The sequence below is a fragment of the Lysinibacillus sp. G4S2 genome (assembly GCF_030348505.1).
Lineage (GTDB): Bacteria > Bacillota > Bacilli > Bacillales_A > Planococcaceae > Lysinibacillus.
In genome coordinates this window covers 4,262,253-4,281,681 of sequence record NZ_JAUCFJ010000002.1, presented here as the reverse complement: position 1 = coordinate 4,281,681, position 19,429 = coordinate 4,262,253, and the positions used below count along the sequence as shown (strand labels likewise).

The window sequence follows — 19,429 nt, the reverse complement described above, 5'->3', positions numbered from 1 at the left end:
GTTTTGAGCCATTAGCTCAGTTGGTAGAGCATCTGACTTTTAATCAGAGGGTCGAAGGTTCGAGTCCTTCATGGCTCACCATTTAAATTGCCAACAAAATATGCGGGTGTGGCGGAATTGGCAGACGCACTAGACTTAGGATCTAGCGCCGCAAGGCGTGGGGGTTCGACTCCCTTCACCCGCACCATTTTTTCAGAATTTCATAATTGCCAGGATAAATAAATCTTATGCACATGCGGAAGTAGTTCAGTGGTAGAACACCACCTTGCCAAGGTGGGGGTCGCGAGTTCGAACCTCGTCTTCCGCTCCAAATGTGCCGGGGTGGCGGAACTGGCAGACGCACAGGACTTAAAATCCTGCGGTAGGTGACTACCGTGCCGGTTCGATTCCGGCCCTCGGCACCATTTTTTTAATAATTAGCGCCCGTAGCTCAATTGGATAGAGCGTCTGACTACGGATCAGAAGGTTATGGGTTCGACTCCTGTCGGGCGCGCCATATAAATATTTGTTTATCGGAATGTAGCTCAGCTTGGTAGAGCACTTGGTTTGGGACCAAGGGGTCGTAGGTTCGAATCCTGTCATTCCGACCATTCTTTGGGGCCTTAGCTCAGCTGGGAGAGCGCCTGCCTTGCACGCAGGAGGTCAGCGGTTCGATCCCGCTAGGCTCCACCAAAAAGATAACCAGTATAAAGATCCTGGCGGCGTAGCTCAGCTGGCTAGAGCGTACGGTTCATACCCGTAAGGTCGGGGGTTCGATCCCCTCTGCCGCCATCTTAAAGGACCTTTAGCTCAGTTGGTTAGAGCAGACGGCTCATAACCGTCCGGTCGCAGGTTCGAGTCCTGCAAGGTCCACCATTTATATATTGTCACGGAGGTATACCCAAGTCTGGCTGAAGGGATCGGTCTTGAAAACCGACAGGCGGGTAACACCGCGCGGGGGTTCGAATCCCTCTACCTCCTCCAGTTTTATTTCTATAAATGGTGTTTAAAGACTTGAAAAGAATATTGTTAACGCGGGGTGGAGCAGTGGTAGCTCGTCGGGCTCATAACCCGAAGGTCGTTGGTTCAAATCCGGCCCCCGCAACCAAATGGTCCCGTGGTGTAGCGGTTAACATGCCTGCCTGTCACGCAGGAGATCGCCGGTTCGATCCCGGTCGGGACCGCCATTTTTTTAAAAAGAAATACATGAGAAGCAAAAGAGTAAAGAAAGCTTAGCATGATAATATGGGTCAGTAGCTCAGTTGGTAGAGCATTAGATTGAAGCTCTAAGTGTCGGCGGTTCGATTCCGTCCTGACCCACCATATTTGCGGGTGTAGTTTAATGGTAAAACCTCAGCCTTCCAAGCTGATGTCGTGAGTTCGATTCTCATCACCCGCTCCAAGGGCCTATAGCTCAGCTGGTTAGAGCGCACGCCTGATAAGCGTGAGGTCGATGGTTCGAGTCCATTTAGGCCCACCATTATTCCGAAGTAGCTCAGTTGGTAGTAGCACCTGACTGTTAATCAGGTTGTCGCAGGTTCGAGTCCTGCCTTCGGAGCCATTTTTTATTTGGGGAAGTACTCAAGAGGCTGAAGAGGCGCCCCTGCTAAGGGTGTAGGTCGGGTAACCGGCGCGAGGGTTCAAATCCCTCCTTCTCCGCCATTGGCCCGTTGGTCAAGTGGTTAAGACACCGCCCTTTCACGGCGGTAACACGGGTTCGAATCCCGTACGGGTCATACTAAAAAAGACAGTAGATGTAACTTACATCTACTGTCTTTTTTGTGTAGAAAGATAACTTTTTAGAAATAGAGAAATATAAAAATAGCAACTGGTACTATGTATCTTTGAAAAAACGTCCATCAACTAAAACGAAAAGAGTCTGGGATATAACTAGCTGATATTAAAGGAAAGGTGATGTTTTAAAACAATGTTGAAATTATATAACTTTTAAGGGAAGCCATTTTGACTTCCCTTAATGCGCTTTTAAAGAAGATTATACATCAATCATTTTTTATTATCATTTAACGTATATATGTTTTTTCAGCCATTGTCTGAAATACTGCAACTGTTCCTCAGAATGGAAATAGTGTTCTCCATTACTTGCAAATTACAGTTAAAACGTTTATTAAATTCAGATACAACGTCAAACTCACATAAGTTATCTTCTGAACCATAGAGAATTGAAGTTGGATTATTCCAAGCAACAATAGGATGTTCTTTCACATAACAGTAGTAGTCCCAATAGAGAGTTTGTCCAATAGGTGTAGAAATTTCTTTCTCTATTTTTAGTCTACTCTCACTTACGTTAAACCATGTCATCATATTATTTATGATACGTTCCATATTTACCACAGGAGAGAGAAACAAACACTGCTTCAACGGCTCATGGCTATATTCTAATAGGCTAAAATATACTCCCATGCTACAAGCAAAAATGCTTATATTATTTGATAACGATTTTGCATAGATCATAATTGTATTAAGGTCTTGAACACAGTTTTGAACTTTGCAAAGATAAGTATCATCCTTACGGTCACCATGTTGAGGTAAATCAAAACTAAGCACTTGATAACCTACTGCTGTTGCTTCTTCTGCAAATACAATAATCGAGTCATCTGCCTTATTTGACATGTTACCATGCACTACCACAAATAACTTATCTGATTTGTCACCCCATAAAATCGCTGGAATATTTTCTATTTTAAAATTACTTTTTATCATTGAAATTTTCCTCCATGAAATATAAATAATTCGTTATTCCTAATATTACAAATGTATATACCTAAATAAATATTGTTACTCTTGTATAAGCATGGGCTACATTGCATTGAACCATAAAGTTCTTGATTTTAACAACTTCTTTGTCAGTTTCAAATAATTATAGCCATTTAAACCAATACAAATAATTGCTGATATATTTAGTTGCAACACCATTAAACTTATTCATCCACTTTTTTAATTTGCTGTGTACAGCATTAATGTGTTGAATATGGTAAATTCCTTCTTTACGTTTTCCTCTTTGTATACGCTTATGTTCCAATGAAAAATCTTGGCAAACTGAACATAACTCTTATGACTATCAGTACAAAAGATAGAGTTACCCCCTACACGACCGTCATAGAGTCTTTCTAATTCTTGGTGTGTCATTCTACCTCTACATAATAACTCCATAATTAGATTACCCTGTCTATCAATAGCAGTAGCAATACAAACCGTTCGTAAGATATACCTCTCTTTTTAATCTGTTTTCCTCTATTACGAGATTCTCGGCATTTTAGAAGGTTTTGTACCTTTTCGCGGGTGATAAGCTGGGCAACCCGTGTTTCGAAGAAATGAATCGAATGCTTCATTTGGAATACTTTCCACTAAATCATTGATGGCGTAGCGATATCATTTTCTTGAAGTTTTATTTCTAAATTTAGCGTAAAACAACTTGATGCATATTATAATTTTTAAGCATAAGGACACTTCTTTCTGATTGGTTATGGTTTGGTTACTTTAATTTTATCAGAGGGTGTCCTTTCTTTTTATCAAAATTTATATGTTCAAATACAAAGCCCGGAAAACTTTACTGTTCGTAAAATTTTTCGGGCTTCTTACTATATTTACTTTTTAGTGAGGTTTTGTCCCAGCCTCTTTTGGTCGTAATAGCATTCTTTCAAGTGAACTACGTGCTTCTTCAGCGGCATGAGCTTCTACTTGAATACGATTATGTGGTTGCCCTTGTTCGATACTTTCAAGGCACCAAAGTAAATGAGGTAAATCGATTCGGTTCATCGTAAGACAAGGGCAAAAGTTCTCATTTAAGGATATAATCTGCTTATCGGGGTGCTGCTTGATAATACGATTAACGAGATTCATTTCTGTGCCAATCGCCCAAGCAGAACCACTTGGTGCCTTATTAATCGTATCAATAATGTATTTTGTAGAACCTGCATCATCTGCAGCAGCAACAACCTCGCGATTACATTCAGGATGAACAATGATGCGCATGTTTGGATGAGTTTTACGTACAATCTCCGTATGCTGAACGGTAAAGCCTTCGTGTACAGAGCAGTGTCCCTTCCATAAGATGACTTGTATGTTTTCTGGGGACTGATCTGTCTCGAGCATATTTGTTTGAGGATTCCAGACGGCCATATTTTCTAGCGGTATTCCTAAATCATACGCAGTATTTCTACCTAAATGTTGATCTGGTAAAAAGAAAATACGTTGTTTTTGTGTAAATGCCCATCTCACCATTTCTTTTGCATTGGATGATGTCACACAGGCTCCTCCATGTCTACCCGTAAATGCTTTAATGGCAGCAGTAGAATTGACATATGTTAGCGGGATAATGGTATCGCCAAAAAGTTGTTGTAAAATTGGCCATGCGTGTTCTGTTTGGTAAATGTCTGCCATATCGGCCATTGAACAGCCTGCTCGCATATCAGGTAAGTAAACATGCTGCTGTTCAGATGTAAGCATATCAGCTGTTTCCGCCATAAAATGTACACCACAAAATACTATATGTTTAGCTTCCTTGTTAGTAGCTGATAATTGAGCAAGCTGCAAAGAATCTCCTGTTACATCTGCAAATTGAATTACTTCATCTTTTTGATAATGATGGCCCGGGATGAAGAGTGTACTGCCTAATTTCTTTTTTATAGCTTTAATACGAGATTCCATTTCGTTTTTAGATAATGCACGATAATGATCTGGTAGTAGTGACGTTTGTTGTAATAAACTAGTGATGGACAAGAGAATTAACTCCTTTCGTTTGTACAAGTGCACTAATATCAAAGGCTATTACTGAATGTGTTAAAGCTCCAAGAGAAATCCATTGAATGCCTGTTTTAGCATAGGTGTTTAAGTTATGAAGCGTAATGCCTCCTGAAGCTTCTGTAGCGATATGCGGGGGAACAGCAGGAAGCCATTCACGTATTTCTTCAGGGCTGCGATTATCAAACATAATAATGTCTGCGCCAGCTACAATTGCTTCATCTAGCTGGGCCTTTGTTTCGATTTCCACTTCGATTTTTATGGTGTGACCGATTTTCTCTCGGGCAGCCTGTACTGCCTTAGTAATACTACCTGTAAACGCAATATGATTATCCTTTAGCATTATCGCATCGTATAAACCATTGCGATGGTTGTAGGCACCACCGATTCTAACAGCATATTTATCTAACATACGCATGCCAGGCATTGTTTTGCGAGTATCGCATATTTTCGCATTCGTACCTGCTGTTTCACGCACCGCTAAATTTGTAGCTGTAGCGATAGCAGACATACGCTGAGTAAGATTCAAAATTACCCGTTCACCCATTAATAACTTTTGAAGAGGTCCTTGAATAACAGCGAGAACATCACCAGTATTTACTTTTTCACCATCTTTTCTATAAAGAGTAATATCCATCGATCGATCAAGTAAAAGAAATCCATGCTCAATGATGAGGGCTCCACAAAAAATGCCGCTTTCTTTCGCATAAAAAGAAAAAGATCCCTGCTGTTCAGCAGAAAATATAAATTCACTTGATAAATCCCCATCTCCTATATCTTCATTAAAAAATTGCTTGAGCATTTCCTCGAGCTTGATGATATTCATATAATGAATTCCTCACTTTCATCTGTCCTGGTTGAAAAATGATCCAGCGGTTTACCTTCTGTTTAAAATTTTGTAACAGGTGTGTTGATTAACCATTTTTATACATTTGAAGAGGCTGATTTCCGCTACGGGCTACTCGCTTTGTCGCTGACGCTACGCTTTCGTACAGAGCAAGGCTTCCTGCGGGCGAGCGTCGAGCCGCTTCCTCCGCTCCGTGCAGGGTCTCGTCTGTCTCGCTTTCCCGCGGGAGTCGAGTAACCCTACGCTACAATCAACAATAAATCTATTTTTTCCTAATCAACACGCCTAATTTTGTAATTCATTTGTGCGAATAAAAGCTCCGCTGCGAGTTTCTGCTTGTTTAATGGCTGCACATGCAATTACTGTAGCAACAGTATGCATCATGTAAAGTTCAAAGTTCATATTGATTCAAGCTATCTAAATCAACATGAAGAAGTGTTTGCATTGATGGTAATTGTTGTGCGAGTTGTTGCATATCGATAGAATTTCGGACAATGCTTAAGTGTGCATCATTGTTTGATCGTAAGTTTTGTCAGCAATGAAGAAATTATTTTGCTTTTAACCAGTTTGGATAATGTATGGGCCATTTTTTGTCCGAACGTAATTCTTTATTTCTGTGCAGTTTTGTATTTCAACATTCGAATCTTTCATGATGATATTTACCAGCAGTCAATGTATCAACAGAGTGAAACCTTGGATGATCTTCTTGACTTGTAACGGCAGCGATCCCGCTACCTATAATAAGTGCATCTGTCATTACACCTACGCTTAAAAATCTTTACAGTTGTCTTGACACTTATCTTTACATAAAATAAAAGAGAACACAAGACTTGATGATACAGAAAGGAAGAATAAGATGATTTATCTGGATTATGCTGCAACATCTCCAATGGTTCCCAAAGTTCTTAAAGCATATTGTGAGATAGCAGAACGGTATTATGCGAATAGTGCAAGCTTGCATGATTTAGGATGGCAAGCTCATTATTTTGTTGAACAGGCAAGAACTGTTGTAGCGAGATCTCTTGGAGTAAACAGTGATGGCGTAATCTTTACTGGAAGCGGCACTGAGGGCAATTTAATTTCTATTTTGTCGTTAGCTTTGACTTCCAATAAAGGGAAGCACATTATTTCATCACAAGCTGAACACACATCCGTACATGCTGCGTTAAATACGCTTGAAAAAATGGGTTTTGTGGTCACGAAGTTACCTTTACAGCAAGATGGTTGTATTCATGTGGAGCAATTACGAGAAGCCATACAAGAAGATACGGCTTTAATCACGATCCAACATGTAAATTCAGAGATAGGCTCTATTCAACCTATAGAAAATATTGCAGAGATTGCAAAACAATCAAATGTTTTCTTGCATGTCGATTGTGTTCAGTCTTTTTGTAAGCTTCCGTTAAAACAGCAAGTGGATGCTCTGACTGTTTCAGCTCATAAAATAGGTGGACCAAAAGGTTGTGGAGCTATTTATATTAATCCGAAGCTACGAGTTCCTGCATTAGCACCAGGTTTGACACATGAGCGTGGGCTAAGGGGAGGAACCTTAGATACCCCATCAATTGTCGCTTTTGCTACGGCGATTGAAGAATATCAATATGAGCGTCAGCATTATGAAGCTTTACGTCAATATTTTAAGAGAAATTTACCAGAGACATGCCAAATAATTGAGTGTAAGGAGCAATTGCCCAATATTTGTGGTGTATTGATGAAAAGGGTAGAGGGGCAATATGTTTTATTAAAATTAAATGAAGCAGGGATCTGTATCTCTACAGGGAGTGCCTGTGATATTCATAGTGAATCTGGTACGAAGGCGATTTTATCAATGGGCTATTCTATGGAAGCAGCTCGTCAATTTTTTAGAATTTCTTTTGGACCAGCAACAACATTTGAGGAAATTGATCGATTACAAATGGAGCTTTCTATCATTTAATGTTTTTCAGGTGAAAGATAGTGAATGTTCTTTCACCTGAAAAGTAAGTTTAAGGCTCTTAAAGAAGATTGAGAATAGAGATGAAAACCTATAATTTAATATGATAAATTAATTGTTTTCTTTAAATTAAACAATTGTGTTATAATGATTAGCAGAGTGATAATTTCTCTTATATAACTAAAAATCTCTCTAAAAAGTAATAATTTCTTTTTTTTATAAAAAAGCATTGCACAATGCGAAAAAACGTTATACAATAATTCTTGTCTTGAAGGACAGGTAATAAACTTCAAAACGAAATACATAAGAGTTTCAAGATACGAGTAGTACAAGGAAGCAAACGAGTGAATGAGAGAGCGTACCTCCGTACGTGACCGATTAAGCGAGAGAAGCTGATGCAGTAATACGCCGTGTATTGAAGGTCGACAATAGTCTAGTGATGATGGCAAAGAGGTCACACCCGTTCCCATACCGAACACGGAAGTTAAGCTCTTTAGCGCCGATGGTAGTTGGGGGCTTCCCCTGTGAGAGTAGGACGTCGCTAGGCATTATACCCAGGAGGATTAGCTCAGCTGGGAGAGCACCTGCCTTACAAGCAGGGGTCGGCGGTTCGAGCCCGTCATCCTCCACCATTTGCCGGTTTAGCTCAGCAGGTAGAGCAACTGACTTGTAATCAGTAGGTCGTGGGTTCGATTCCTATAGCCGGCACCATAGTTTTGAGCCATTAGCTCAGTTGGTAGAAGCATCTGACTTTTAATCAGAGGGTCGAAGGTTCGAGTCCTTCATGGCTCACCATTTAAATTGCCAACAAAATATGCGGGTGTGGCGGAATTGGCAGACGCACTAGACTTAGGATCTAGCGCCGCAAGGCGTGGGGGTTCGACTCCTTCACCCGCACCATTTTTCAGAATTTCATAATTGCCAGGATAAATAAATCTTATGCACATGCGGAAGTAGTTCAGTGGTAGAACACCACCTTGCCAAGGTGGGGTCGCGAGTTCGAACCTCGTCTTCCGCTCCAAATGTGCCGGGGTGGCGGAACTGGCAGACGCACAGGACTTAAAATCCTGCGGTAGGTGACTACCGTGCCGGTTCGATTCCGGCCCTCGGCACCATTTTTTAATAATTAGCGCCCGTAGCTCAATTGGATAGAGCGTCTGACTACGGATCAGAAGGTTATGGGTTCGACTCCTGTCGGGCGCGCCATATAAATATTTGTTTATCGGAATGTAGCTCAGCTTGGTAGAGCACTTGGTTTGGGACCAAGGGGTCGTAGGTTCGAATCCTGTCATTCCGACCATTCTTTGGGGCCTTAGCTCAGCTGGGAGAGCGCCTGCCTTGCACGCAGGAGGTCAGCGGTTCGATCCCGCTAGGCTCCACCAAAAGATAACCAGTATAAAGATCCTGGCGGCGTAGCTCGGCTGGCTAGAGCGTACGGTTCATACCCGTAAGGTCGGGGTTCGATCCCCTCTGCCGCCATCTTAAAGGACCTTTAGCTCAGTTGGTTAGAGCAGACGGCTCATAACCGTCCGGTCGCAGGTTCGAGTCCTGCAAGGTCCACCATTTATATATTGTTACGGAGGTATACCCAAGTCTGGCTGAAGGGATCGGTCTTGAAAACCGACAGGCGGGTAACACCGCGCGGGGTTCGAATCCCTCTACCTCCTCCAGTTTTATTTCTATAAATGGTGTTTAAAAAACTCGAAAAGAATATTGTTAACGCGGGGTGGAGCAGTGGTAGCTCGTCGGGCTCATAACCCGAAGGTCGTTGGTTCAAATCCGGCCCCCGCAACCAAAAGGTCCCGTGGTGTAGCGGTTAACATGCCTGCCTGTCACGCAGGAGATCGCCGGTTCGATCCCGGTCGGGACCGCCATTTTTAAAAGAAATACATGAGAAGCAAAAGAGTGTAGAAAGCTTAGCATGATAATATGGGTCAGTAGCTCAGTTGGTAGAGCATTAGATTGAAGCTCTAAGTGTCGGCGGTTCGATTCCGTCCTGACCCACCATATTTGCGGGTGTAGTTTAATGGTAAAACCTCAGCCTTCCAAGCTGATGTCGTGAGTTCGATTCTCATCACCCGCTCCAAGGGCCTATAGCTCAGCTGGTTAGAGCGCACGCCTGATAAGCGTGAGGTCGATGGTTCGGAGTCCATTTAGGCCCACCATTATTCCGAAGTAGCTCAGTTGGTAGTAGCACCTGACTGTTAATCAGGTTGTCGCAGGTTCGAGTCCTGCCTTCGGAGCCATTTTTTATTTGGGGAAGTACTCAAGAGGCTGAAGAGGCGCCCCTGCTAAGGGTGTAGGTCGGGTAACCGGCGCGAGGTTCAAATCCCTCCTTCTCCGCCATTGGCCCGTTGGTCAAGTGGTTAAGACACCGCCCTTTCACGGCGGTAACACGGGTTCGAATCCCGTACGGGTCATACTAAAAAAGCAGTAGATGTAACTTACATCTACTGCTTTTTGATTATTAATGAAATTATAGATTTTTAATTGTGGATAACCAAGACCATAGTTTTCGTGTAGGCTAAAGCGCTCGTTTGCATCATCAAGGTCGCTTTGATCCCTCGGACAAAAGTGGTGGATCGCTTACTTTTGTTTCGGTCTCTCCAGCGCTTGTCGGATGTAAAAGAGCGCTTTCATGCATTTGTTCTTGTTAAGGAAATTATAAAATTTGTACTTGTTTTATCGAGAGATTCATTGAATTTATCGCCCAACTTGTAAATTTATCAACATAACACGTCCTAATAGTGGTTTTGCCTGTTAAGTAACTTTGTAATTTGCTTATTCAATAAATATAGCTCATTACGATTTCTCCAGTAGATGTTTGTATGGAGGTCGTTATGAGCTTTTTTATTCTAAGAGATATGTGCTGCACTTGCTATTAAGATTCGTTTAACGAATTTAACGAGAGAATTCTCCTTCCTCAAGCGTGTGAAGAGCGTTAGCCTAACGTAGGTGGGAGATAAATTTCGCCAAAAACTTTTGATTAACTAGCTATATGAAGTTCTTTGATGACTTGATATATGAGGTTGCAGGAAGAAAATAGAGTGCGAAAACCAAGCCATTCGGTTCTGGCGTAAAATATCAACCGTACCCAAAGAGCGTCCAAGCGTTGGACATCTAGGGTTGGAACACCACGAAGTAACGCTTAGGGAGATGAAAGGTTGCTTTCGTCGTGGAACTGAGAAGCTCCACTTCAAGCTTTGCTAAGTGGCAAGTAGTTCACTCATCGCTCTAGACTACTAAAACCCAGGTGTGTTGATTAACCATTTTTATCCACTCTGATTAATTAGAAGTCTCTGATTTCCGCTACAGGTTACTCGCTTTTCCGCGGGAGTAGCCCTACGCTACAATCAGTTAAAATGGGAATACATTAGCAAAATAGCAACAAAAGGCTCTTCACCAAAATGTGTGGTGGATTTCTGTTTCGACCGGGCGCTTTGCTGCTGACGCTCCCTTTCGCGCAGATAAAACATTTGTAGCTGCCGCTTTGCTTTCGCTACAGAAAACATTTGTTGTTGCTGTCACTAGGCTTTCGCACAGACGAAAACCATGTTGCTGCCGCTTCGCTTTCGCACAGAACGAAAACCATGTTGCTGCCGCTTCGCTTTCGCACAGACGAAAACCATGTTGCTGCCGCTTCGCTTTCGCACAGACGAAAACCATGTTGCTGCCGCTTCGCTTTCGCACAGACGAAAACCATGTTGCTGCCGCTTCGCTTTCGCACAGACGAAAACCATGTTGCTGCCGCCACGCTTTCGCACAGAGCAAAGCTTCCTGGGAGCGTCCGATGAGCCGCTTGGGCCTACAAGATGTAGGTCACGAAGGCGTTATCACAGGACGTGATGTTTTTAGCCTTCGTTCCTCTTCTGGCTCGCTCCAGGGCCTCAGCTGTGACGCTGATCCTCAAGGAGTCGCCCAGCCGGAACGAAGGTCAACTAATATACAGCGCATATATTTAAAAAAATGTCATCCATAACTTTTGGTGATGAGCCAACAAAAATCCTTTTATCACTCAATAATAAACCCGTTTTTGTCCTAATCAACATGCCTGCTAAAAATTATTTCTTATCATCCTCATCTCTATGGACAAACAAACTTCGTGTAACTTCAAATTGCTTAGTTTATTTATTGGACAAATAATCCTTGGTAAATGACGATAATATTGGTATATCCTTTGGAATAAATCTATCTTTCTTTTATAATGGAGATGAATAGAATTGTAGGAGGAAATAAATATGAAAAAAAAGCAAAGTAAATGGATTGTAAGTGCAGCTTCTGCTGCATTGGTTGCCGCGGCTGTTGTTCCTACTGCAAGTGCAGCTAACTTTACAGATATTGCGAAAAGTGACCATAAAGAGGCTATTTTGGCATTAGCAGATGCAAAAATTATAGGTGGGTATCCAGACGGCACATTTAAGCCAAACGCAACCCTTACAAAAGGTAATGTAACGAAATTTTTAGGGAAATGGCTTGTATCTGAAAACTTCAATGTGCCAGCAGATTACAATAAAAAAGTACGTTTTACAGACTTGCCTACGTCTGCAAAAGATAAAGAATTGCTACAATATGCAGCACTTATATATGATAATGGCATTTACAAAGGGACTAACAACAAGTTATTACCTTCCCAGAATATTCCACGTGAACAAATGGCTTCTATCTTAGTAAGTGCGATTGAAGCAGTTTACGATATCGATTTAATTGAAATGTATAAAAAAGAAAACTATAAATCTTCTATTACAGATTTAAAATCAGCTTTACCAGAAAATCGTGAAGCTATTATTGCATTAGAATATGCAAAGATTACAAATGTAAAAGCATTTAATCCGAAAGGCACACTAACACGTGGTCAATTTGCGTCATTTTTACATCGTTCGATGACGAATATACAAGATATGGTGAAAAAACCTGAAGTGCCATTACTCATCCAAACAGTTAAAGTTGTAGATGCAAATACACTACAGGTAACATTAACAGATGGAACAAACCATAAGGTAACTTTGGCAACGCCGCTTATTGAAAATGTGCAAACAAAAGTAGACTTCAAAATTAATGACAAACCATATTCCGCTGTTGTGACATATGAAGTCAATGAGCTAAAAGTACAATCAATTGAGGGCACTAACGCCTCACAGATTAAAGTTGTTTTCAACCAAGCAATTGACCCAGCCTCAGTGTTAAAACCAGATGGGAAATTACAGGATAATGTTGTATCTTTCTCTAATGTGGATACTTTAAAAGCACTTTCAGTTGTGAAAACAGAAATCAGTGCTGATAAAAAATCAATCATCTTTACAGTTAATGAGCCATTAAAAGGTACACATCGCTATGTGTTAAATAACATCAAATCAGAAAAGGGCTTAGTGCTTAACAAAGTAGATGCGAATTTCGTCATTGCTGGGGATATACAAGCGCCTACTATTATAGGGACAACGCAAGGGAAAAATTCTTCAATCGTTAAAGTGCAATTCTCTGAACCAATGGCAGCATTTCCTAATGAACGCATTCAATTCACATTACCAAATGGTACAAGGGTGGCAAATGTAGTAGGCAGCATTGAGCAAAATGCAACTGAAGCAACCTTTGACTTATCAGCTGCAACAGTAAATGGTAGTTATTTATCACCTGGTACAGCTATGCAGATTACATTCGTAGCGGCAACAGATTTGTCAGGAAACATAATTTCACCAAACCCTGCTACTGTATCAGTGAAAAAGGGAGATAGAGATGGTGTTGCGCCGACATTATCTACTGTCACACAAACTGGACCAAATACGTTCCAGCTATTGTTCTCAGAGGAGATTCAACAGCTATACCCATATGATCTTTCAATCAAAAGCGGTCAGACTTCAATTTCCGTGAATAAAGTAGAGAAAGATCCTAAAAATGGTCGTTTATTTAATGTTACGGTTGATCCAAAAAGTATACTTCAAGGAATTACAACGATTGGGACAGCTTCTAGCCGTGTAATTACTGATTTATCAGGTGAAACAGCAACATTCTCAACAGTGTATAACTTTATAAGAGATGACAAAGCTCCTGCACTAATGAGTTCTGATATAGTTTACGAGGATAATGTAGAATATTTACAATTAACTTTCGATAAGCCAGTACAGTTGGGAACATACCCAAAAGCATCATTTACTGGAAGCTATATGAATAACCACATTTTGTATGAGTTATCAAGAGGACCTCAAGGTGATATTTATAGCGTAAAAGATCAACCTACAAAATTACGTGTAAAAATAGCAGGACTGCTAGGCCCTTATGATTTAAAGGGAGCTTCTTATGATGGCAAACTATTTTTATCTAATGTTACAAATTTATACGGTGTGCCAATCAATGAAGTGCCAAATGTCAAATTTTCACGTAATGGTGATTTAAATGTTAATGGTAATAAACTAGTATTGACGCAGTACAATCCAATTCAAACATCTGCAACAGATTATTCTATTAAGGATAATAATATTGTTTATTTAAATTTCAATTATCCTGTTGATCCAGCACTAGCTCAAAACGTTCAAAATTATATGATTGATAATGCTCAGGTAGAAAGTGCAGTTGTAGAGGCATCTAATTTAAATCGTATTAAGCTAACATTGAAAAAGGATTCGAATTATTTTAGTGGCATACGTAATTTCACGATTAAAGGCTTAAGAGCAGCAAACTCTATGGAATCATTCGACGAGGTGAGAACTTCAGTTAATCTTAAAGAAAATGTTGCACCAAAGGTTGTCAATGTTAATGTTAGCAATTCACAATCTTTAGAGGTTGTTTTTAGTGAGCCAGTAATAAACGTTAATAGTATGGACTTTGACATTGTTGTGAATGGTTCTACAGTAGGGGCAACTACCTATCCACAAGGCAATGATAAAGTGTTGATTACAATACCACAAGGTTTATATGGAAATGTTACGATTCAAGCCTCATCTCGTAATGGTATTATGGATTCTAGTGGGAATAAGTTAGATTTCACTTCACAAACAATTACATTATCAAGATAAAAGGAATTAGAATTTCCTAAGACATCATGTGGTAAATCCACACTAAAAAATAGCATGCTAGAGGTATTCTTAGCATGCTATTTTCTTATGTCAATTTATTGATACTAGACTAATTGGAGATGAACGGTGCTTTGTGTATGTACTGCGTGTTATTTACTTGATCAATGATAAAGGTGGCTATATCTTGATTAGTAATTTTTGTACCAGGCATATCAGTAAGGTTTTCCATGATCTGATATGATTTTAAACTATCTTTTACAAATGGCAATCTAATTAATGTCCAGTTGATCTGTTTATTATGTAATAAAATTTCCCATTCTAATTTTTTATCCTGCATCATTTTTGGCAAGAAAACTTCAAATATTTTTGCTCCAAAACGATTCAAAATGCTCTTTTTGTCCTCATGAATAGTTAAAGAACCACCCGACACACCTATATAACGACTAATGTTTAAATCTTTCATTACATCAAGAATATTTTTAGTTACTTTGCTATATATTTGTTCTCCTTTAGTTGGTTGACCAAATGTATTAATGACGATTTTACAATCTTTAAGAAGCTCTCGGATACTATTTATATCTTGTACTTGCCCTTTCACTATTTCAATTTTCTCATTTTTAACTAACAACCTTTCTGGATTTCTTACAAGCATCCGAACATGGTATCCTTTCTGTATGGCATGAGTTGCTATATGTCTTCCTACTTTCCCTGTTCCTCCAATTATAGCTATCTTATAAGGGCTATTCATTATATACCTCCAACTAAGCGTGATACTAGATATACCGCCAAACCTAACGAAAGGTTTCGGATTTTTCTGTTTTTTACTAAGTTATGTAAAATTAGGGCTCGACACCAAAAGTTTTTAAAAATATATGCACTGTATATTGGTTAATCTTCGTTCCTGCTGGAGCTAGCCTCGCGAGTGAAGCGGCTCATCGGACGCTCTCAGTCGGAATGGAAATCGACCACACGTTATGGTGATGAACCAAATATCATTACCAAAAATCTGGGGTGGCATTTGTTAAAACGTGTGCCACGGCTATAAGATGATTGGATAAAGGCTGAATGCCCCCAGAAAAGCGCCCAGTCAGAATGGAAAATAACTCAACGTTATGGTAATGTGCAAATTTTTCTTGACCTTAACGTTACGTAAAGATTTACAGTAGCATTAATGGAGGTGAAAAAGTATGGAATATACAATTCAAGAGCTTGCCCAATTGTCTGGGGTTAGTACAAGAACACTGCGTTATTACGATGAAATTGGATTACTGAGGCCAGCAAGAACCAATGAAGCAGGCTATCGATTTTATGGACAGTTTGAGGTTGATATGCTCCAGCAAATTTTATTTTATAGAGCATTAGATATGAAGCTAGCAACAATTCAGGAAATTATTCAAGCACCTGATTTTCAACATACAGAAGCACTCAAAACGCATCGTGCTGCTTTACTAAAGCGCAAGGAGCAGCTTGAAAAGATATTACAAACAGTGGAAAAAACAATTCAATCTATTGAGGAGGAACAGCCAATGACAAATGAAGAGAAATTTAATGGATTTAAAGAGAAGCTAATCGAAGAAAATGAAAAGCAATATGGTCAAGAAATTCGTGCAAAATATGGTAACGAAACAGTTGAAGCGTCGAATGCTAAGGTGATGAATATGACAGAAGAGCAGTATGAGGCAATGCAGCAGCTAGAACAGCAATTATTTGATCGTTTAAAAGAAGCGATGGAGATTGGCGATACCAAAAATGATGTGGCAATGGAGGTAGCAGAGCTTCATAAGCGTTGGCTAAGCTTTTCGTGGTCACAATATTCTAAAGAGGCACATGCTGGTATAGCGCAGATGTATATAGCAGATGAACGATTTACAGCTTATTATGATGAGCGCGTTTCTCAGGGAGCCGCACAATTTTTACATGATGCTATAATCAATTTCGCCTTAGCGTAATTATACGAAAAAATAAGTGATTCCTTCTTGTGCTTTAATGTTTTAGAAATATTTATTTAGGAAAAAATGAAGGCATGAGGAGGAGATTTTTTGAACCCACAAGTAATGGAGAAGTTAAAAAAGCAATTAGAGCAGGAACTACAGGAAATAGAAAAGCAACTTGAGGAATCGGAACGTCCGCAAGCGACAGAGCTATCTAATTATGATAATCATCCGGCTGACAATGCGAGTGATTTAACGGATCATCTAACGGAAATGGTAATTGATGAGCATCGCAGTGACAATGCTGAGGAAATAAAGCGCGCACTGCAAGCGATGGAGGAGGGTACATATGGCAAATGCGCTGTATGTGGCGAAGAGATTCCGATTGGTCGCTTAGAGGCTATGCCGAAAGCATTGACGTGTGTAGAGCATGCGGAGCAAAAAGATGACGGTTTAAGACCAGTGGAAGAAGATGTATTGTCTTCAACACCAAAATCGGATGATTTCATAGAGCTTGAGGAATTCGGCTCTTCTGATACACCTCAAGATAAAAGTTAGTAAGCATTTCCGCTCACAGGCTGTATAATAGCTGTATGGGGTGAGAATATGGACATAATTGATTTACACTGCGATGCGCTATTGAAATTAACGACTTTAGAAGCAGTAAAATTTGAAGATGATGTACGGTTGGCTGCTAATCGAGGGAGATTACAATTAGGGCAAGTAAATGCACAAGTATTTGCAATTTTTATTAATCCTGAAATTCCGCAAAGTATGCAATTTTTAGAGGTAGTGCGTCAAATAGAAGCATTTCATACACATGTATTACAGACTGAGGGCATGGTGCATATTACGGATTGGTCGCAATTAGACACTTTAGCTCCACATGAAATTGGTGCCATTCTAAGCTTAGAGGGTTGTGGCCCAATCGGCGACGATTTAGCAAAGCTTTCTGCTATATTAGATGCTGGTGTGAAGCTTGTTGGACTAACGTGGAATGAAGTAAATGCTGTAGCCCACGGTGCTGAACAGGATGCAAGTCTTGGCTTAAAACCATTTGGTAAAGAAGTAGTAAACTTGCTAAATGAACGAGATATTATTATCGATGTTTCTCATTTAAATGAACAGAGCTTTTGGGATGTGTTGCCACTAGCGAAGCATATAATTGCTAGCCATAGTAATGCACGTGCAATTTGTGATCATCCCCGAAATTTAACAGATGCTCAGGCAAAAGCACTTGTAGAGCATGGAGGGCATATTCATGTCGTTTACTTCCCGACTTTTATCGGTGAAGATGCTACGTTGGATGACTTAGTTACACATGTGAAGCATCTAGCGAAATTAGTAGGAGTGGAGCATCTTGGACTAGGCTCAGACTTTGACGGGATAGATGCTACTGTAAATGGATTGGCACACGCTGGAGAGGCACAAAATTTACTAGAGGCGTTACGTGAACATTTTTCAGACGAAGATGTTCGTGGTATTGCAAGTAATAATTTTAGACGCTATGTAAAAAATGCAGCAACCCGTTAAGGTTGTTGCATTTTTTAACTTCTTTCAGTAGTTTAAGCCTTTGTGTTTCTTAATAAAAGAAATATTGAATTAATAAACCTATTGCTAAGAGGAAGCCGAAGAATGTATTTGTTTGCGCTGTAAATTTCATCGCAGGCATCACTTCTTTGGCTTCTTTTTTATCGCGGAAAATTTGAATCGCACGAAGTGGCTTCGGAACACTTAAGAAAATGAGTAGAGCCCAAAAGGTAATACCATCAATTGCTACAAGAGCGATTACCCATAAGTACGAAACGACAAAAAAGCCAGAAAGTACAGATATGGCATTATCACGACCTACTAAAATAGCAAGTGTTTTTCGACCACCCTCTGTATCACCAACGATATCACGGATATTATTGGATAGCATGATGGCACCGACTAAAATCATACTTGGTACTGAAAGTAAAACAGCATCAAGTGTCACAGTAAGCGCTTGAATATAAAAGGCTATTAAGACAATACCCATCCCCATAACAGCGCCAGATACAAGTTCTCCGAATGGTGAATAAGCTATAGGGTAGGGTCCTCCAGTATATAAAAAACCAATAAGCATACAAACAAGCCCTACTGCAGCAAGCCACCAAGAGGTAGAGGCACATATGTATATGCCAAGTAGCATAGCGATTGCATAAAAGCTTAAGGCAATGATCATAATTGTTTTTGGTTGGACACCGTGACGCACAATAGTTCCGCCAATACCGACAGAATGTTCATTGTCTAGTCCTAATTTGTAATCGTAATATTCATTGAACATATTTGTTGCTGCTTGTATAAGCATACTTGCAATAAGCATAGCAAAAAATAGTCCAAAACCTATTGTTTGTTTTTCAATTGCTAGGGCAATTGCTGTTCCTAAAAATACTGGAACGAATGAAGCGGTTAAAGTATGTGGACGTGTTAAATGCCACCAAACTTTAAAACCCCTATCAGCTTCAATGACTTTGGTCATAAGGTCTTTCTCTCCTTCAAATGTTGTGGACTCTTCTTATTTTATACGAAGAATGATAAATTGGGTAGGTTCACAGCTTATTACATACAGTTCAGATCAATTATGTCTTGGCATAATTGCGTCCGGAATCGGCTTTGTGCTTAGGCCTGCGTGATGCAGGTCAGTTAGCCATTATCGCATGGATGCGATGATTTTAGGCTAACATCCTGAAAAAACTCCTATCCGATTCCGTGACATCCGCCGAAAAGTATCTTAAATTGGCATTCATCCTCACCACCTATAGAGGAGGGAGACTTCTGTACCTGTCGCTATGCTTTCGATACAAAGGACATTTGCTGAAAGAAGTTAAAAAAAATGATACAATAGAACAGCATTTATGAACTGGAAACAACAATTAGGATAAAAGCAACAGTACGAAAAATAGGCTATCAAACAAATAATGACGGCTATTTTAACAAAAAAATATGA

General features: G+C 40.0%; 10 protein-coding genes, 38 tRNA genes, 1 rRNA gene and 3 pseudogenes. 44 read left to right on the top strand and 8 right to left on the bottom strand.

Features of this window, described 5'->3' with window-relative positions:
• Positions 1-5 precede the first annotated feature (5 nt).
• The 18 genes from QUF91_RS21810 to QUF91_RS21725 all read left to right on the top strand — a co-directional run bounded on the left by QUF91_RS21810 (position 6) and on the right by QUF91_RS21725 (position 1,715).
• Positions 6-81 (top strand) — tRNA-Lys (locus QUF91_RS21810).
• Between the two features lie 21 nt (positions 82-102).
• Positions 103-187: transfer RNA gene (locus tag QUF91_RS21805), tRNA-Leu, on the top strand.
• Between the two features lie 48 nt (positions 188-235).
• Positions 236-310: transfer RNA gene (locus QUF91_RS21800), tRNA-Gly, on the top strand.
• Positions 311-315: 5 nt separating this feature from the next.
• Positions 316-404: transfer RNA gene (locus tag QUF91_RS21795), tRNA-Leu, on the top strand.
• Between the two features lie 15 nt (positions 405-419).
• Positions 420-496: transfer RNA gene (locus QUF91_RS21790), tRNA-Arg, on the top strand.
• A gap of 17 nt (positions 497-513) precedes the next feature.
• Positions 514-590: transfer RNA gene (locus QUF91_RS21785), tRNA-Pro, on the top strand.
• A 6-nt stretch (positions 591-596) separates the two neighbouring features.
• Positions 597-672: transfer RNA gene (locus tag QUF91_RS21780), tRNA-Ala, on the top strand.
• Positions 673-697: 25 nt separating this feature from the next.
• Positions 698-771, top strand: a tRNA-Met gene (locus QUF91_RS21775).
• A 7-nt stretch (positions 772-778) separates the two neighbouring features.
• A tRNA-Ile gene (locus QUF91_RS21770) sits at positions 779-855 on the top strand.
• Positions 856-870: 15 nt separating this feature from the next.
• Positions 871-963: transfer RNA gene (locus tag QUF91_RS21765), tRNA-Ser, on the top strand.
• A 49-nt stretch (positions 964-1,012) separates the two neighbouring features.
• Positions 1,013-1,087, top strand: a tRNA-Met gene (locus QUF91_RS21760).
• A 3-nt stretch (positions 1,088-1,090) separates the two neighbouring features.
• Positions 1,091-1,166: transfer RNA gene (locus tag QUF91_RS21755), tRNA-Asp, on the top strand.
• A 60-nt stretch (positions 1,167-1,226) separates the two neighbouring features.
• Positions 1,227-1,302: transfer RNA gene (locus QUF91_RS21750), tRNA-Phe, on the top strand.
• 5 nt (positions 1,303-1,307) lie between these two features.
• Positions 1,308-1,381: transfer RNA gene (locus tag QUF91_RS21745), tRNA-Gly, on the top strand.
• A 1-nt stretch (position 1,382) separates the two neighbouring features.
• A tRNA-Ile gene (locus tag QUF91_RS21740) sits at positions 1,383-1,459 on the top strand.
• Positions 1,460-1,463: 4 nt separating this feature from the next.
• Positions 1,464-1,540, top strand: a tRNA-Asn gene (locus QUF91_RS21735).
• A 10-nt stretch (positions 1,541-1,550) separates the two neighbouring features.
• A tRNA-Ser gene (locus tag QUF91_RS21730) sits at positions 1,551-1,641 on the top strand.
• A gap of 2 nt (positions 1,642-1,643) precedes the next feature.
• Positions 1,644-1,715, top strand: a tRNA-Glu gene (locus QUF91_RS21725).
• Positions 1,716-1,996: 281 nt separating this feature from the next.
• Here QUF91_RS21725 and QUF91_RS21720 read toward each other — a convergent pair.
• From QUF91_RS21720 to nadC, 5 genes and pseudogenes are all read right to left on the bottom strand, one after another.
• A pseudogene (locus QUF91_RS21720) lies at positions 1,997-2,700 on the bottom strand (alpha/beta hydrolase).
• A 61-nt stretch (positions 2,701-2,761) separates the two neighbouring features.
• Positions 2,762-3,273 (bottom strand): annotated as a pseudogene (locus tag QUF91_RS21715) (IS1595 family transposase); the annotation flags it as partial.
• Positions 3,274-3,439: pseudogene (locus QUF91_RS21710) on the bottom strand (IS5/IS1182 family transposase); the annotation flags it as partial.
• Positions 3,440-3,591: 152 nt separating this feature from the next.
• Positions 3,592-4,719: a quinolinate synthase NadA gene (nadA, locus tag QUF91_RS21705; protein WP_289419306.1), complete on the bottom strand. Its 1,128-nt coding sequence runs from the start codon at positions 4,717-4,719 to the stop codon at positions 3,592-3,594.
• The gene (gene nadC / locus QUF91_RS21700; RefSeq protein WP_289419305.1) at positions 4,706-5,566 is read right to left on the bottom strand and encodes a carboxylating nicotinate-nucleotide diphosphorylase; all 861 of its coding nucleotides are present in this window, start codon (positions 5,564-5,566) and stop codon (positions 4,706-4,708) included. The genes nadA and nadC overlap by 14 nt, the downstream gene beginning before the upstream one ends.
• Positions 5,567-6,443: 877 nt before the next feature.
• Between nadC and QUF91_RS21695 the strand changes: the two genes are divergently transcribed.
• The 22 genes from QUF91_RS21695 (at position 6,444) to QUF91_RS21590 (ending at position 9,940) form a co-directional block, all read left to right on the top strand.
• Entirely contained in the window at positions 6,444-7,523 is a 1,080-nt protein-coding gene (locus QUF91_RS21695; protein WP_289419304.1) for a cysteine desulfurase family protein, read from the top strand.
• A gap of 429 nt (positions 7,524-7,952) precedes the next feature.
• Positions 7,953-8,067, top strand: a 5S ribosomal RNA gene (gene rrf / locus QUF91_RS21690).
• A 10-nt stretch (positions 8,068-8,077) separates the two neighbouring features.
• Positions 8,078-8,152: transfer RNA gene (locus QUF91_RS21685), tRNA-Val, on the top strand.
• Between the two features lie 3 nt (positions 8,153-8,155).
• Positions 8,156-8,231 (top strand) — tRNA-Thr (locus QUF91_RS21680).
• Positions 8,232-8,238: 7 nt separating this feature from the next.
• Positions 8,239-8,315 (top strand) — tRNA-Lys (locus QUF91_RS21675).
• 21 nt (positions 8,316-8,336) lie between these two features.
• Positions 8,337-8,420, top strand: a tRNA-Leu gene (locus QUF91_RS21670).
• Positions 8,421-8,467: 47 nt separating this feature from the next.
• A tRNA-Gly gene (locus tag QUF91_RS21665) sits at positions 8,468-8,541 on the top strand.
• A 5-nt stretch (positions 8,542-8,546) separates the two neighbouring features.
• Positions 8,547-8,635, top strand: a tRNA-Leu gene (locus QUF91_RS21660).
• Positions 8,636-8,649: 14 nt separating this feature from the next.
• Positions 8,650-8,726: transfer RNA gene (locus tag QUF91_RS21655), tRNA-Arg, on the top strand.
• Between the two features lie 17 nt (positions 8,727-8,743).
• Positions 8,744-8,820: transfer RNA gene (locus QUF91_RS21650), tRNA-Pro, on the top strand.
• A gap of 6 nt (positions 8,821-8,826) precedes the next feature.
• Positions 8,827-8,902 (top strand) — tRNA-Ala (locus QUF91_RS21645).
• A gap of 24 nt (positions 8,903-8,926) precedes the next feature.
• A tRNA-Met gene (locus QUF91_RS21640) sits at positions 8,927-8,999 on the top strand.
• 7 nt (positions 9,000-9,006) lie between these two features.
• A tRNA-Ile gene (locus tag QUF91_RS21635) sits at positions 9,007-9,083 on the top strand.
• Positions 9,084-9,098: 15 nt separating this feature from the next.
• Positions 9,099-9,190: transfer RNA gene (locus QUF91_RS21630), tRNA-Ser, on the top strand.
• A 50-nt stretch (positions 9,191-9,240) separates the two neighbouring features.
• Positions 9,241-9,315: transfer RNA gene (locus QUF91_RS21625), tRNA-Met, on the top strand.
• Positions 9,316-9,318: 3 nt separating this feature from the next.
• A tRNA-Asp gene (locus tag QUF91_RS21620) sits at positions 9,319-9,394 on the top strand.
• A gap of 57 nt (positions 9,395-9,451) precedes the next feature.
• Positions 9,452-9,527, top strand: a tRNA-Phe gene (locus QUF91_RS21615).
• A 5-nt stretch (positions 9,528-9,532) separates the two neighbouring features.
• Positions 9,533-9,606, top strand: a tRNA-Gly gene (locus tag QUF91_RS21610).
• Position 9,607: 1 nt separating this feature from the next.
• A tRNA-Ile gene (locus tag QUF91_RS21605) sits at positions 9,608-9,685 on the top strand.
• A 4-nt stretch (positions 9,686-9,689) separates the two neighbouring features.
• Positions 9,690-9,766, top strand: a tRNA-Asn gene (locus tag QUF91_RS21600).
• Positions 9,767-9,776: 10 nt separating this feature from the next.
• A tRNA-Ser gene (locus tag QUF91_RS21595) sits at positions 9,777-9,866 on the top strand.
• A gap of 2 nt (positions 9,867-9,868) precedes the next feature.
• Positions 9,869-9,940: transfer RNA gene (locus QUF91_RS21590), tRNA-Glu, on the top strand.
• Positions 9,941-10,919: 979 nt separating this feature from the next.
• On the opposite strand, the gene QUF91_RS21585 is transcribed toward QUF91_RS21590, so the two are convergent.
• Positions 10,920-11,291: a hypothetical protein gene (locus QUF91_RS21585; protein WP_289419303.1), complete on the bottom strand. Its 372-nt coding sequence runs from the start codon at positions 11,289-11,291 to the stop codon at positions 10,920-10,922.
• 467 nt (positions 11,292-11,758) lie between these two features.
• Here QUF91_RS21585 and QUF91_RS21580 point away from each other — a divergent pair, with 467 nt between their 5' ends.
• Entirely contained in the window at positions 11,759-14,527 is a 2,769-nt protein-coding gene (locus QUF91_RS21580; RefSeq protein ID WP_289419302.1) for an S-layer homology domain-containing protein, read from the top strand.
• A gap of 109 nt (positions 14,528-14,636) precedes the next feature.
• Here QUF91_RS21580 and QUF91_RS21575 read toward each other — a convergent pair whose 3' ends face one another.
• On the bottom strand, positions 14,637-15,275 hold the full coding sequence (locus QUF91_RS21575; protein ID WP_285399340.1) for an NAD(P)-dependent oxidoreductase: 639 nt from the start codon (positions 15,273-15,275) through the stop codon (positions 14,637-14,639).
• Positions 15,276-15,714: 439 nt separating this feature from the next.
• On the opposite strand from QUF91_RS21575, the gene QUF91_RS21570 reads away from it, so the two are divergent.
• From QUF91_RS21570 to QUF91_RS21560, 3 genes are all read left to right on the top strand, one after another.
• The gene (locus QUF91_RS21570) at positions 15,715-16,476 is read left to right on the top strand and encodes a MerR family transcriptional regulator (protein WP_289419301.1); all 762 of its coding nucleotides are present in this window, start codon (positions 15,715-15,717) and stop codon (positions 16,474-16,476) included.
• Positions 16,477-16,566: 90 nt separating this feature from the next.
• The gene (locus QUF91_RS21565; protein WP_285399342.1) at positions 16,567-17,016 is read left to right on the top strand and encodes a TraR/DksA C4-type zinc finger protein; all 450 of its coding nucleotides are present in this window, start codon (positions 16,567-16,569) and stop codon (positions 17,014-17,016) included.
• A gap of 48 nt (positions 17,017-17,064) precedes the next feature.
• Entirely contained in the window at positions 17,065-17,991 is a 927-nt protein-coding gene (locus QUF91_RS21560; RefSeq protein WP_289419300.1) for a dipeptidase, read from the top strand.
• A gap of 49 nt (positions 17,992-18,040) precedes the next feature.
• Here the strand turns inward: QUF91_RS21560 and QUF91_RS21555 are convergent, their stop codons facing one another.
• A complete protein-coding gene (locus tag QUF91_RS21555) occupies positions 18,041-18,961 on the bottom strand; it encodes a 1,4-dihydroxy-2-naphthoate polyprenyltransferase (protein WP_289419299.1) in 921 nt (306 codons plus the stop codon).
• Positions 18,962-19,429: the final 468 nt, after the last annotated feature.